The 13,102-nt window shown below is 44.9% G+C and carries 11 protein-coding genes; 4 read left to right on the top strand and 7 right to left on the bottom strand.

Annotated features, from left to right (window positions below):
- The first annotated feature begins 75 nt into the window (after positions 1–75).
- Positions 76–750, top strand: a complete 675-nt coding sequence (locus LO777_RS01865; protein ID WP_228855884.1) for a hypothetical protein — start codon at positions 76–78, stop codon at positions 748–750.
- 15 nt (positions 751–765) lie between these two features.
- Here LO777_RS01865 and hflC read toward each other — a convergent pair whose 3' ends face one another.
- The 4 genes from hflC to LO777_RS01885 all read right to left on the bottom strand — a co-directional run bounded on the left by hflC (position 766) and on the right by LO777_RS01885 (position 6,020).
- Positions 766–1,704 carry a protease modulator HflC gene (hflC, locus tag LO777_RS01870; RefSeq protein WP_228855885.1) on the bottom strand — a complete coding sequence of 313 codons (939 nt, stop codon included), beginning with the start codon at positions 1,702–1,704 and terminating at the stop codon, positions 766–768.
- Positions 1,705–1,728: 24 nt separating this feature from the next.
- The gene (gene hflK, locus LO777_RS01875; RefSeq protein ID WP_228855886.1) at positions 1,729–2,856 is read right to left on the bottom strand and encodes an FtsH protease activity modulator HflK; all 1,128 of its coding nucleotides are present in this window, start codon (positions 2,854–2,856) and stop codon (positions 1,729–1,731) included.
- Between the two features lie 222 nt (positions 2,857–3,078).
- Entirely contained in the window at positions 3,079–3,981 is a 903-nt protein-coding gene (locus LO777_RS01880; RefSeq protein ID WP_228855887.1) for a rhomboid family intramembrane serine protease, read from the bottom strand.
- An 83-nt stretch (positions 3,982–4,064) separates the two neighbouring features.
- Complete coding sequence (locus LO777_RS01885; protein WP_228855888.1) at positions 4,065–6,020, bottom strand: phosphoenolpyruvate carboxykinase (GTP); 1,956 nt, start codon at positions 6,018–6,020, stop codon at positions 4,065–4,067.
- A 684-nt stretch (positions 6,021–6,704) separates the two neighbouring features.
- Here LO777_RS01885 and LO777_RS01890 point away from each other — a divergent pair.
- From LO777_RS01890 to LO777_RS01900, 3 genes are all read left to right on the top strand, one after another.
- On the top strand, positions 6,705–6,941 hold the full coding sequence (locus tag LO777_RS01890; protein WP_228855889.1) for a hypothetical protein: 237 nt from the start codon (positions 6,705–6,707) through the stop codon (positions 6,939–6,941).
- Positions 6,942–7,032: 91 nt separating this feature from the next.
- Positions 7,033–7,848 (top strand): sensor histidine kinase, encoded by an 816-nt coding sequence (locus LO777_RS01895; RefSeq protein WP_228857316.1) that lies wholly within the window; start codon positions 7,033–7,035, stop codon positions 7,846–7,848.
- Between the two features lie 723 nt (positions 7,849–8,571).
- Positions 8,572–9,219 carry a histidine kinase dimerization/phospho-acceptor domain-containing protein gene (locus LO777_RS01900; protein WP_228855890.1) on the top strand — a complete coding sequence of 216 codons (648 nt, stop codon included), beginning with the start codon at positions 8,572–8,574 and terminating at the stop codon, positions 9,217–9,219.
- A 184-nt stretch (positions 9,220–9,403) separates the two neighbouring features.
- Here the strand turns inward: LO777_RS01900 and LO777_RS01905 are convergent, their stop codons facing one another.
- The 3 genes from LO777_RS01905 to LO777_RS01915 all read right to left on the bottom strand — a co-directional run bounded on the left by LO777_RS01905 (position 9,404) and on the right by LO777_RS01915 (position 12,957).
- Entirely contained in the window at positions 9,404–9,694 is a 291-nt protein-coding gene (locus LO777_RS01905; RefSeq protein WP_228855891.1) for a zinc ribbon domain-containing protein, read from the bottom strand.
- A 52-nt stretch (positions 9,695–9,746) separates the two neighbouring features.
- On the bottom strand, positions 9,747–11,228 hold the full coding sequence (locus tag LO777_RS01910; protein WP_228855892.1) for a multicopper oxidase family protein: 1,482 nt from the start codon (positions 11,226–11,228) through the stop codon (positions 9,747–9,749).
- A gap of 418 nt (positions 11,229–11,646) precedes the next feature.
- Positions 11,647–12,957, bottom strand: coding sequence for an APC family permease (locus tag LO777_RS01915; protein WP_228855893.1), 1,311 nt, complete (start codon positions 12,955–12,957; stop codon positions 11,647–11,649).
- Positions 12,958–13,102: the final 145 nt, after the last annotated feature.

A 13,102-nucleotide genomic window follows, 5' to 3' on the forward strand; every position in this document is an offset into this window, starting at 1 on the left:
TTGGGCAAATCATCTTTACTGTAGGCGGGAAATTGACAGCTGGATTGAGCAAGGAAAAACATGCCGGGAACAAAGATGGAGAAAAATAAGAGAAAAAAACTGATTGATGAAATAATTCTCTTTATCAATTATGCAGTGCCGGAAGATGAGCGGCAGAACGCGGTAGCTTTTATAGAAAAATATAAACAGGACGATCTTGTCCTGGCTCTTCTCAGGGAATTTTATGCAACTCTTCCGGAGGCACGTGAGGAGGCGGTTGTTAGAATTGCAAAACTCATGGCCCGTCAGGATGTTTTTCTTCTTGTCGTCAGTACAACGGGTAAGCAGCACTATCTCTATGCAGTCTCAAGGGAGGGTGTTGTTTTCCTCAATGAATACGGGAAAGAGGTTGATGGGCAGATTCTTTCTTTTTTTCATCTGGATTCCCATGAGGATTTTCTGAAATCCTGTAGTTCCCCGGAAGAACTGCCGGAATATCATGCAGATGTAGAAGAAACGATTCTCTGTCCCGCATGTGGAGTAACTGAAGGGGAATATCATCTTCTGGGCTGTATTGTGGAAGTGTGTCCCTGGTGTGAGGGGCAATTGAGCAATTGCAACTGCAGGTTTGAGCAGATGGGTGTTGATGAGCTTGAAACAGATGAGCAGCTTGAAAAGTTTAACGACCTGTTGACGGCAAAAGGACGTATTCCCTTCCGAAAAGAGCAGAGTCCCGCATACCCCTCAGGGAGCGCGGGACTCGATGGATGATGGATTCGAGGTTGTTTATTTCCCTTCAGCAGATTTCAGGTATTTGTATAGTTCCGAATCTGATGAAAGAATAAGTGACGTGTTTTTTCCAATTGTGGATCTGTAGCTTTCCAGAGTTTTCTGGAAGGCGTAAAAATCCGGATCCTGAGAATAGGCAAGACCGTAAATTCTGGTCGCTTCCGCATCCGCTTTTCCTTTTATTGTCAGAGCTTCACGGTTTGCCTCTGAGATAACTTCCTTCAGCTTCCGGTCAACTGTTCCGAGGATTTCCGCCTTCTGCCCTTCACCCATGGATCGTTTTTCCGCTGCAATACGTTTTCTTTCAGAGATCATTCTGTCGTACACTTTGAGTCGTACAGATTCGATGTAGTTGACCCGTTTAAACATGACATCAATCAGTTCAATGCCGTACTGGGGTGTCACTTTGGCTGCAATTGCGAGGATCTGATCGGCAATTTTGTCCCGGCCCATTCTGGGTTTGGAACCAATGGTACTGGCAGAAGTGGTTGTTGACATGGTATCTGTTGACCAGTCAGAACTGCGGATAATTTCGATCAGGTCGTTCTTGTTAACCATATCCCGCACTGTTCCGTTAATGATATCGCTGAGCATGGATTGGGCGCCTGCTTCAGTTTTGACTGCCTGGAGAAATTTCAAGGCATTTGCAATTCTCCAGCGGGCAGTAACATCCAGGTATACGTAGGTCTTGTCATTGGTGGGAATCTGGTTGGGATCACCGTCCCAGATAAGGATCTTTTTTTCAAAAATCTCTGTATTCTGAATGAAAGGAACTTTAAGATGTGGACCGGCCTTGGTTACCGGGTCGCCGACAGGCGCACCAAACTGGGTAATAACTGCCTGTTGTCCTTCCTCCAGGATAAAGAAACCATCATACACGATGGCAATTGCCAGGAGAACAAGACCGACAAGAAAAAATTGAGCTATCTGTTTCATTGAATTTTCCTTTATTCTATCAGTCTATTTCGACTGGATCGCCGGTAAACCGTTTTTGGATGAGATATTGAGAAATGGCAGGGGAGCCTGCTGGTTCTTGTCTAGGACATAAATTGATTCAACTGAAGGCAGAATTTTCTGCATGGTTTCAAGGTACATCCTCTTTCTGGTAACTTCGGGAGCATTTTTATACTGTCCAAGGATGTCAAGAAATCGAGTTGTTTCACCCCTTGCATTATTGATTCGTTGTGATTTGTATCCGTAAGCTTCCTCAATAATTTTTTTGGCATTTCCTTTGGCCTTGGGAATGACACGGTTGTATGTTTCCTGAGCCTCGTTCACCAGTCGTTTCATATCCTGGTCCGCTTCGTTGACTTCGTTGAATGCAGGTTTTACAGGATCAGGCGGGTTGATGTCCTGGAACTGTACCGTGCCAATGTCGACACCTGAAAGGTTTTCGGGAAAGAGCCCGTTCAGTTCTGACTGTAATTCCTGTTTTACTGACGCGGCAAGCAGATCCCGGTTACTGAGGACATAATCAAAATCCATATTTCCGACAATCCGCCTGGTAACACTTTCGGAAATATCCCGAATAGCCTGACGGACATCTCTGATCTTGAATAAAAATGAGTAGGCATCCTCTACCCGATATTGAACAATCCAGGCGACATTGATAACGTTCTTATCCGCTGTCAGCATCAGGGACTCCATGTCGTATCGCCTGCGGTCAAAAGATTTCTGCACACTGGGAAATCGGCTGCGAAAGCCAAACTCCTCTTTTCTGATTTTTTCCACATCGACCTTATAGAGGTGGTCAATATATGGAATCTTGAAATGGAGTCCGGAAGAAGTTGTTCTTGAATATTTGCCGAGTCGGAGGATGACGCCAACTTCAGAGGGCGCGATCTTGAAAAATGAGGAGTAGACACCCTGAACCACAAGAAGAAGTACCAGCACGGCCAACACTTTTCCTATGGCCGCAAATGGTGAGGCTGGTGGTTTGGGCGGTTCCTGTCCACCGGGAGGCGGGTCACCGGGTTTCTTTTCGGAAAAAAAGTCCTGCAGCTTGTTAATCAGCTGTGCCACCATTTCTTCAGGGGTCTGGGGTTTGTTTTTCTTTCCCCATGGAGGCTGTTGATCTTGATTGGACATACACATCTCCTGATCGGAAGTTTTAATAAAATATGATTCAATGCCTGAATATTTTATGGCAGTTTCTGCATAAAAAAAGGTTCAGCGCTATGAAAAGGCCAATAAATAGCGGTATAGTCATATAAGGGTAATAATTCATTGAAACGAATGCAATCCTATTTGTGAAATATCTGTCGCTTGTTTTCTATGAGTGTCTTTCTCTTTTTGACCCTGAAGGTGATGTCAGTAAACTGTCATGGCCCGAAGCCAGGAGATCCAGATGATAAATACACCAAGAATACCGGCTGCAGCCTGAACAGGGAAAGAAAAACGGATTTTTTTCAGGAACGGTAATCGCAATAAAAAACCGGTAATCAGTCCTGTACCAAGGCCGAAAAGATGTGCGCCCAGATCAGTTCGACCACCTCCCGCGCCAAGAAGTGCCAAAAGGCTCACCCCCGCCATGATCGGTATAAAAAAACGAAGGGTTTTAGCGGTAGTACGGTATTCAGCAATACAGATGATACCAATTACAGAAAAGACTGCAGTGGAAAAGCCGACAGAATTATGGCCGGAACCATGCACTGCAACATTGATGAAATTGGCACTTCCGGCTGTAAGAAGGAGAAGGAGCAGTCCTATTCCGTTTCCGGTAATAGCGAAATAAAAGTGGAGCAGGAAGAGTGCCAGAAAGCAGTTACCCATAAGGTGAACAGGATCGGCATGGAGGGTCAGGGAGGTAATAAGTCTGTAATATTCTCCGGATTGAAGGATTTGTGTTGAATCACCCGCACCGCGCAGAAACCATATGGATTCTGCTGACCAGGGCCCCGAAGAACTGTAGAGAAAGATCAGGAAACCAACCACCAGCAGATTCATAACCTTAAATGATGGAGTGAAATCAGTTTCCCGTGGTGGTTTTTCAGGCCAGTTTATATTTTCTTCCTGGTATCTTATCCACTCATAGATGGCTTTTTCCTTCAGGGAAGCTGGAAGATCAATGTCGGCACCGTTCTTGTCATTCCTCCGTATTTTATGAGGAATTCCAACTGCGGAAAGTACCAGAGAACAGGTGGAAACTTCGGATAGGTCTGTGATGGTGAGTGTGTATATTTCCTGTTGGTTTTCAAAGTCAGGATTTATCATTGTGATGCAGTTCCGCAGAAAACAAAACCCCGCTCAAACCGGGTGGTATGAACGGGGTCTTGCAGGAAAACAGATGAAAAGGATCAACCCGCCAGATCATCAATGGCTACAACTGCGCCAAATTTTTCCTTAAGAACTTGAAGTTCCTTCTTCTGGCGACCGTAGATATCAAACAATCGGGCAGGAATATCCGCCTCCTTGCTGTAGGCCTCTTTCTGGAGTTCGATACGCTCGAGGATTTTATCAACATAGAGTGCGAACTGCATATCATAAAGCGGTTTAGGATAATCCTTATCTATTGTCCTGAACAGGGTGACCAGATCATCATACCTGGGAAGAAAACCAACCGGTGTTTCAATTGCTTCCACGTCTCCATGGGCAAAAAGTTCCAGCCAGCCAAGCCACACTTTGACATCCTTTTTCTCTCCCAGAAGGCCGGAACCTTCACTTCCCCGGTTTTCATGGGTGAGAAAGTAATTCAGCCCCGCCATTATCGGCCTGGTTTTTTCACTGAATTTTGAAGAATTGAAAAAGGTGAACTGAGCCTGCATGTAATCGGCAAGAGCACCGGGAATAAAGGGGGCGTTTGCCCAGGGCTGCCTGCGAACTCCGGTGGCTCCAACTTCAGTGGCCGTGGCTTTTGAAACGATGGAGGCCCCAATGACAACACCATCATCGGCATTTCTGGCAACCCAGACAGGGGGCATGGTATCCGCATCTCGCCCGGAGTAGGTTATGACCTTGACGGGAACCCCTGCCGGGTCTTCTGCCAGTTCGGTAGCATGATTGGCAATAGCTGATGCCAGCAGGGTGCAGCGTGAATTCTTGTGGGACATGGGTACGGGGTTTCCGGCCTCATCAGTTTTGCCCTGAAACCATTCACCCTGGAAATTGACACCTCTTTTCGGAGCTTCTTCACCATTACCGACCCAGTAAGGCACACCATCCTTAACCAGCACATTTGACCAGATAACCTCGGTCCCGTCTCCTCGCAGGCAGTCCATCAGGTAGGGGTCCCCCTCTCTGTTGACATCTTCAACAATGCCGAAAATACCTTTTTCCGGGTTTATGGCACGAAGAATACCGTCACTGTCGATCCAGAACTGTGCAAGATCATCACCGACGAAATCTGTACCGGCCATGGCTGTCGTTGTTTTTCCGCACCCGGACGGAGCAGCTCCGGCAAAGAATGTTTTTCTGCCGTTGGGGCCGGTCATTCCGGTGATGAACATATGTTCTGAGAGTTGTTCCTCAAGTTTGTAATAGGTTGCATAATCTACGGTGAAACGATGGTTGCCTTTTTTCAGGAGGAGAGTATTTCCAGCGTAGGTACAGAATGTTGAAAAGGTGGTCATCCAGCTGCGGTCCATGAAAATCCGTGCATTGGGTACATCTTCCGGCCTGTTTTTCCCCTCAGAGTGAAGATTGGTATAAAAGAGACCTGTACGGCCTGCTTCTGCGTCAAAATCACTGAAACAGTTCCGGTAGAGCAGTTCTGCCGAATGAAGAACATAGCCCGAGGAGGAAATCTCTATTGCGGGGATTGCCGCTTCAGCTCCCACTGGACCACGGCTGTAGAAACCGACGATCATGGTCATTCCTTTCATGATACCCGGCATAAACTGTTTCACATAGTCAATCGCTTCTGTCCGGAGAACAGATTTCGCCAGTGAGCTCATCTTTTCTCCTTCATTTATAATGTAGTACGTCTGACTGACCAGCCTGGCCTGATCCTGGGGCAGATCAAAGTGAATGGTATGTCTGTCCTTTGCCAGTTTTTTTTCCTCACCTTTAGTCAGTGAGTATTGTCGGATCCATTCCACATCTTCTTCAGAGCCGGTATTGATAAAGACAGCATCCGGAGTGCATATGGATATGGCATTGGCGATTTTGATCAGGGCGTCCTGGTTGGTTATTTTCTGCAGCTTTTTCCGGTTTGCATCATCAAGAGTCTTTGCAAACAGTTCTTCAGCTTCAGTGAGATTGGCTATACCGCCTACTGTAGCGAGAATTTCTTCTCCTTTTTTTAATTCAAGCATTCTTTACTCCTTATGTATGAAAGGCTGGACCGGCTCGATCTGCCGAGTAATTCTGTACTGCAAATGAGCAATAATAGGAATATTTTCCTGGTCAGTCAAGGTATAGATGAGGAGATGGAGCGAATATACAATGAACTGTTGAATCTTTGGAAATAAGGTTTCCGGCAGAAAAGAAAGACTGATAAAGCAATTACCGGTTTTCTGTAAAAAACAGGACAGTATTTCGATCTTGGGTGAAAATGCTCCATTTTCAATGTATTCTTGTAGGAATCCGGAACGTTTCGGATACAGGGCAGGGTTGAACCTGAATTCGTTAGCGGATACCCTGCATGACGTCAAGAAATTATTTAATCAACAATGTTAAGTTTTTTTACTGTTAATTCATTGTAATACAAAAAATAAAAACATAAAGCCACCACGGATTCAAGTTGAAATTATATATCCATTGATAAGCTGGGACGGTAAAATGAAAACAGCAGCAAAAATCGCATATTGTCGTACGGGATCAGTACTGGGGGCAATTATCGCTCCATCCTGTTATGGAATCAGTGCTGTATTTGCGGGATATCCTCTCCCTTCTGGGAATATTGTTTTTTTGCTCCTCGCGGCCTGTATGATTACCGGTATTGTCCAAGTCATTGCACGATATAGAATGGGAATATTCCCTGTGCCGGTTGCAAAAAAATGTTTGCATGTTTTCTTTTATGCATCTATTTTATCGGCCGCATTTTCAGGACTGTTGACAGCCTGGTTGCTACCCCTTTCGGTAGACAGGTTCGTGCTGACAATACTTCTTTTTTTCTCTGTGGGTATCTGGAGTTCAGTGGTATTGATTCTGAGTTTCTGGAAATCTCTGTCACTGCTGTTGCTGTACTTCTTTTTTATCCCCTTACTGACAGCAGCCTGTCTGGTGTGGCCTGATCAAAGGAGTTTTCTGCTGATTTTTGGTCCTGTGTTTTTCGTTTTTATGAATCTGCAGATAATCTCCTGTAACAGACAGATTGTAAATTTGGTGGAAACATGCAGTCAACTTGAAAAGCAGGTAAAAAAACTGAAGTTGTACAATGGAAATGAAGGGAGAATTGTTAATGAGGCAAAAAATGAATTTCTTGCCAATATGTCCCATGAGCTGCGTACACCAATGCATAGTATTCTCAGTTTTGCGCGTTTGGGTTTGAAGAGAAAAGATTCCCTTACCCCGGAAAAACAGGCTTTTTATTTTAATATGATAATGACCAGTGGTCAGCAGTTGCTTGAACTCCTTAATGATCTTCTTGAATTGAGCACTTCCGAATCAAAATATGTGAAATATCATTTTGAATGGTCAGATCTGGGAGAGGATCTTGGAAAAATTGTACTCGAATTCCAGGGGCTGATGGAAGAAAAGGGGATCCGGTTTATCTATGTCCAGAAAGAAGAAACCTGCATCATGGCCAGGTATGACAAGACAAAAATACGACAGGTGATGCGAAATCTTTTATCAAATGCGCTGAAATTTACCGATCCAGGGAAAAAGGTGATTCTTCAGGTGGAAAAAGGCCGGCTGGATCAACTTCATGGTGAAAAACAGGCCTGGAAAATCTCGATTATTGATCAGGGAATCGGTATTGAAGAAAGTGAACTTGAATGTGTTTTTGAAAAGTTTATGCAGGGCAGTAAAACCCGGACTGGCGCAGGGGGAAAAGGCCTGGGGCTCGCGATCTGTAAACAGATTGTTGAAGATCACGGGGGGGTTATATGGGCAGAGAAAAATGGGCCTGAGACCAGTGGAGCCGTTATCAGTTTCCTGTTGCCGGCAGGAGAAAAAGAATGCCGCCCGGGGTCGTGATCAGTAGTCATAAATATTGTCTTTATTTGACAACAGCACTTGCCTGGCTGTGCGAATGTATAAACATTTCCAGGTAAAAACAGATCAGTTTTAAACTGCACAATAATAAGGCGAAAGCCTGATTCTCTCCAAATTCACCTGTCCAGGAAAGAGACACCATCTATTTTATCAAACAATGTTGTTGTGTGTTATTTCTTTTAAATTCAATATGTAATGTAGTGGTGTGCTGTTGTGATCAAGACTGGCACAATATATGCGTTAAAGGTTTGTAATTCGGATCCAGGTTTTAGACAAACCCAAGGCTGCAAAACTGAAAGAAACAAATGCATCATGCATGGATTCCAGAAAAAGCAACAACACAGAATAGCCGAACCAAAAGGCTCATCAGACACTGTAAACAATGAAAGTTCCAGACTGCGATAAAACAGTTTGTAGCATTATGAACTTACATACAAAAGGAGCATGACAATGAAAACAATATCAGTTTTAATTATTTTACTGGCAACATTATTCATTCTTTCTGCCTGTGGGAAGAGTGGAACAACTCAACAGTACACTGACATGACATTCCAGCAGAATCAGTACAGCACAGAAAATCCTGACTATATAGGGAAATAAACTGTTACCCTGGAAGACAGAGATATCGATGGATTATTACCCCCCCCCCCTCATTTTAGCGATTCGGATCTGGTTTGATCAGGTCCGAAAACCTATGGAGAAAAAATGGAGAAGCATGGATTGGAATCAGCGGAACGAAAATGGAAAATCGTAGTGGTGATATTGTTGGTTACTGGTATCAGTGGCTTGCATCTTCTTATTACCCATGAATTTGTGAAAGGGCATATTGTTGCCAGGGAACTCTATTTTATTCCAGTTATACTGAGTGGATTCTGGTTTGGTTTAAGGGGTGCCCTGCTCACCTCTGTAACTGTTACCTTGTTTTACCTTCCTTATTCCGCAATGCACTGGAACGGGTTTACCTCCGACGATCTTGATCGCCTGCTTGAGATAGTCCTTTTTAATGTTGTGGCTGTGGTCGTTGGTTTTCTTCAGGATAGGCAACAGGCCAGAAACAAGGAAAAATTTGAGTCAATTAAAGCGATGGCGGCAACAGTTGCCCATGAAATTAATACACCTCTCTTTGTGGCCATGGGTAATCTTGAATTGCTGCAGGATGATTTTGAAAAAGATTCAGTACCGTATGAAGAAATTACTGGAGTAATGGGAAGTCTCGGGCAAATGAAAGAGCTGGTAAAAAAAATATCATTGCTTGAGGATATTGTCACCGAGAAATATGATGGTACTGCTGTAATTGTTAATCTTGATAAATCTATTTCGGGAAAATCACCGGAAAATGCAGAAGATTCCTGATCAATGCCTGCCGGTATGGCGGATTGCGGGTGTCAGAATTTAATGAAGATGTCACGTGTCAATTTAATGATATGATATATATTTTTCTTCTTCTCCTGAGTAAACAAAGTGCTTTTACTTTGGGTCGGGTTTGAGAAAAAGGCAGATAAATTTTCTCCATCTTTGTGAGTGCCGGGGGGGAGAGTCAGATTTTGAAATGAAGTGATTTTTCGCAATAGGGGCATGTTTTCCATAACCGATCAACAATGCGGTAGCAATCCGGGCAGTGGGTTTGCAGGCCATGTCCACATTCCGGGCATTGCAGGAATGCGGACTCTACGGGTGTGCTGCAGTTTGGACATTTTTTCTGTCTTCTTTTCTGGAAAAACAGGTAAAAAAGAGTTGCAGCAGACAGTCCAGCTGACAATATCAGCCAGAACAGCCAGCTGTGGTAAAAATAGTATCCATGCCATGTATATCCCCATATGCAGTTCATCTGTGTTCTCTCTTTAAATTTTCGGACCAGGTTTTATTGTCCGGTATCGTCATCAGGATACGACCTCAAACTGTCCCATCATGCCGTCATCCTCATGTTCCAACAGGTGGCAGTGGTACATGTAAACCCCTGTGTAATCATGAAAACGACTGATTATCCGTACGGTTTCTCCGGGCATGATCAAAACAGTGTCTTTTCTTCCCCGTTCATGGGGGGCGGGCCTGCGACCGTTTCTTGACAGTATTTGAAACTGAACATCATGAAGGTGCATGGAATGAGGCATACTCATCATCATGGCGGACCTGTTGGTAATTTCCCAGATCTCGGTTGATCCCAGTTTGATCTTTTCATCAATTCGATTGATGTCCATTTTTTTACCGTTAATGGTCAATCTTCTTCCCATCATCCCCATTCCCATCCTGCCTCGTCCCATTGACATGGTTTCCATCAGAAAACCTCGAACGGCGGTAGCTTCAGATTCGGGTATCCTGTCAAGAGTCCGGAGGGTCTGTGGTATTGCAGCTCGTTCACCTGAACCTTTCACTCCAATCCTCAGAGCTTCGAATTTACCACCTCCCATCTGATCGACCAGGAGGCTGATGACGGCGTAGTTACTTTCATCAGCAAAATCAACCAGAATTTCTGCCCGTTCTCCGGCTGAGAGAATAATGGAATTCATTGCTGTCGGCTGTTCCAGGAACCCACCGTCCGAAGCGATAACATGAAAAACCCGCTGATCATCGAAAGCAAGCCTGTAGATGGATGAATTTGAACCGTTTAAAAGCCGAAAACGGACAAGACCGGCGGGAACATTCAGAAAAGGTTTCCGGGCACCGTTGACCAGCAGAGAATTACCGATAACACCGTTCATCACATCATGCATTGACTGAACATAGGCAAACTCACCATTGTTGAAAAAACGTCTATCCTGAAAAATAAGCGGGATATCATTCACCCCATATTCTTTAGGGATGTTCAGTTGGTCGGAGAGTTCATCTTCAATAATAAACAGGCCGGCCAGACCATGGTAAACCTGTTTTCCTGTGAGTCCCATGGCGTGGGGATGGTACCAGAGAGTTGCTGCCTGCTGGTTGATGGTAAAGTTGGGGTTCCAGGATGAACCAGCAGGAATGGGTTGCCTGGGGCCCCCATCCCATTTTGCGGGAACATGCAGTCCATGCCAGTGAAGTGTTGTTACCTGAGAGAGGTGATTCTTCACCTGGATGCGAAATTGCTGCTTGTTTCTAACCCTGATTGTCGGTCCGAGGAAATTGCCGTTGTAGCCCAGGGTAGTTGTCTGCTTTCCTGGGAAAAATTCCATTTGCCCCTGTTGTACATCCAGAGAGAAAGAGGCGTTCCGCCCGGATTTGTCCAAGTTTTCCAGAAGGGGAGGTATGGGTAGTGTTGTGTTGAATTCACCGGCTTGTGCCGGGGAAATAAACCAACCTGTCCCTGTAATGGGATAATGTACGGCTCCTGTTCCCGAGAGTACCAGGGCTGCGAGTCCACTTTTTATAAAGGTTCGACGTTTCATATTTTTCTCCATCCTCTACAGGAATGAATTATTGTTAAGAGTTCTGTAATTAATATAGCAAAAGACGTGCCTGTTTGTGTGTAAGTGGGCAGGGGTACCGCATATTCGCACGGTCGCGACTGCTCGCATAGTGGGCTATAGCGGCCAGTCACGCCTGCACGAATCTACGGTACCCCTGATCACTTACAGAGGTAAGGTATATGAAAACACATAGTTACAAATCCTGTGACCAGTTACGTTTGTGTGGAAGAGGATTTTGCGTGTAACATACTGATAAGTAAAGTGTTATACCAATTTTTATTTGGGGGAATAAGTGAAGTTGTCTTCTTTTAAGACAGTTAGGAGAGAAGAGAAAGAAGGGCAATTGTCCTGTTTCTGGACAATTGCCCTTAATTTGTAATCGATTCCAACCTGTTTGTCAGTTTCGCTGCTGTTGGTATTTCCGTAGAAAGAAATGTCCCCGGATCATTCGCCCATATATCAGTTCAAAGAGGATTGAAATGCAGATCAAGGCTGAGAAAACACCAATTGCCCCGGGATTGCTTGAATAGGTGTGAAAGAGCAGTGTTGCAAGGGCTGCTCCGCTGGCAAGGCAGGCTGTAGAAAGAATTATTTTGTCACCGCCTATTGTATTTCTCAGCTTAAAGCCACTCAGATTGACAAGGAAAAATATCAGCAGAAAACTGGCACTGCCGATAATGGCTATTTCTGTCAGGTCAATAGAATTGGCCATCAGTAAGCTGAGTATCGCAGTCACAATGACTCCTGTTTCCGGAATGCTTCTTTTTTCCCGTTGAAGGATGGCGGGCAGTTCTCCCTTCTCTGCAATGATATACCCCAGCCGTGCATTTCCATAGATCGTTGCATTGATAGCAGAAAAAGTGGCCAGGAGTGCAGCGACAGCAACAAGGGTAAATCCCAGTTGCCCGAGGGCCGGTTTTGCGGCCACTGCCAGGGCGTAATCTTTCGCTGTCAACAGTTGGTCTTCCGGTACTGTACCGATGGCAATCAAGGCTATGAATGCGTACAGGAGGATAACCGACAAGACAGAGCCATAAAAAGCTCTTGGCAGATTTACGGCAGGATTTTTGATCTCTTCAGCGCTGTTGGCGATCAATTCAAAACCTTCATAGGCTACAAAAATAATCATGCCGGCAACAACAATAGATAAAGAGCTTCCCCACCGTTCTGGTGATAATCGTTCTGTATCAACAAAAAAGGCTCCGGACACAATGATTATGATCAGCAAGGTAACTTTAATCAGTACAATAATTGTTTCAGATTTGCTGACAAATGAAGCACTGAACAGGTTTATGGTGAGTGGCAGTACTATTGCCAGACTGATAAAGAAGTGGCTTATCCATGGTGCTGAACTGTCCTGAAAAAATGTCTGGGCATAGGATGAAAAAGCAACGGCATAAAGTGAAATGGTCACCAGATAACTGAGCCAGAGCATGAAATTGATACTTCCCGACAACAGGTTGTGGCCAAAAGCAGTATCAATGAAGACAACAGTCCCACCCCGGTTCGGATACGCAACGGAAAGCTTCGCGTAGGAATAGGAGGTCAGCGCGGCAACCACTCCGGCAAAAATGAACGCCAGGACGGTGGCGCCATGTGCCAGGGAAACAGCTTCTCCCAGCACCGCAAAAATTCCGCCGCCAACCATCCCACCCACCCCTATTGAAATAGCGCCGACCAGCCCAACAGTTCTTTGAGTTTTTCCCATTGTCGTTTCCCTTGGATCTTGAAAGAAATTATGAAAATAAAAAACAACTCCATCCAATTGAGGATAACCGATTGGTGGCGAAGTGGGAACCCTCCCACGGAAAAGAAGAGTGCATTACCGGAGTATGAGACTACGGTAATGCACG

It is taken from the genome of Desulfomarina profundi, from assembly GCF_019703855.1.
GTDB lineage: Bacteria > Desulfobacterota > Desulfobulbia > Desulfobulbales > Desulfocapsaceae > Desulfomarina > Desulfomarina profundi.

Excerpts from the sequence above, each read along its gene's own strand:
- LO777_RS01915 (WP_228855893.1), bottom strand. The coding sequence starts at position 12,957 with ATGGGAAAAACTCAAAGAACTGTTGGGCTGGTCGGCGCTATTTCAATA.
- LO777_RS01885 (WP_228855888.1), bottom strand. The coding sequence starts at position 6,020 with ATGCTTGAATTAAAAAAAGGAGAAGAAATTCTCGCTACAGTAGGCGGT.
- LO777_RS01900 (WP_228855890.1), top strand. The coding sequence starts at position 8,572 with ATGGAGAAGCATGGATTGGAATCAGCGGAACGAAAATGGAAAATCGTA.
- hflK (WP_228855886.1), bottom strand. The coding sequence starts at position 2,856 with ATGTCCAATCAAGATCAACAGCCTCCATGGGGAAAGAAAAACAAACCC.
- LO777_RS01905 (WP_228855891.1), bottom strand. The coding sequence starts at position 9,694 with ATGAACTGCATATGGGGATATACATGGCATGGATACTATTTTTACCAC.
- LO777_RS01880 (WP_228855887.1), bottom strand. The coding sequence starts at position 3,981 with ATGATAAATCCTGACTTTGAAAACCAACAGGAAATATACACACTCACC.
- hflC (WP_228855885.1), bottom strand. The coding sequence starts at position 1,704 with ATGAAACAGATAGCTCAATTTTTTCTTGTCGGTCTTGTTCTCCTGGCA.
- LO777_RS01890 (WP_228855889.1), top strand. The coding sequence starts at position 6,705 with ATGTTTGCATGTTTTCTTTTATGCATCTATTTTATCGGCCGCATTTTC.
- LO777_RS01910 (WP_228855892.1), bottom strand. The coding sequence starts at position 11,228 with ATGAAACGTCGAACCTTTATAAAAAGTGGACTCGCAGCCCTGGTACTC.
- LO777_RS01865 (WP_228855884.1), top strand. The coding sequence starts at position 76 with ATGGAGAAAAATAAGAGAAAAAAACTGATTGATGAAATAATTCTCTTT.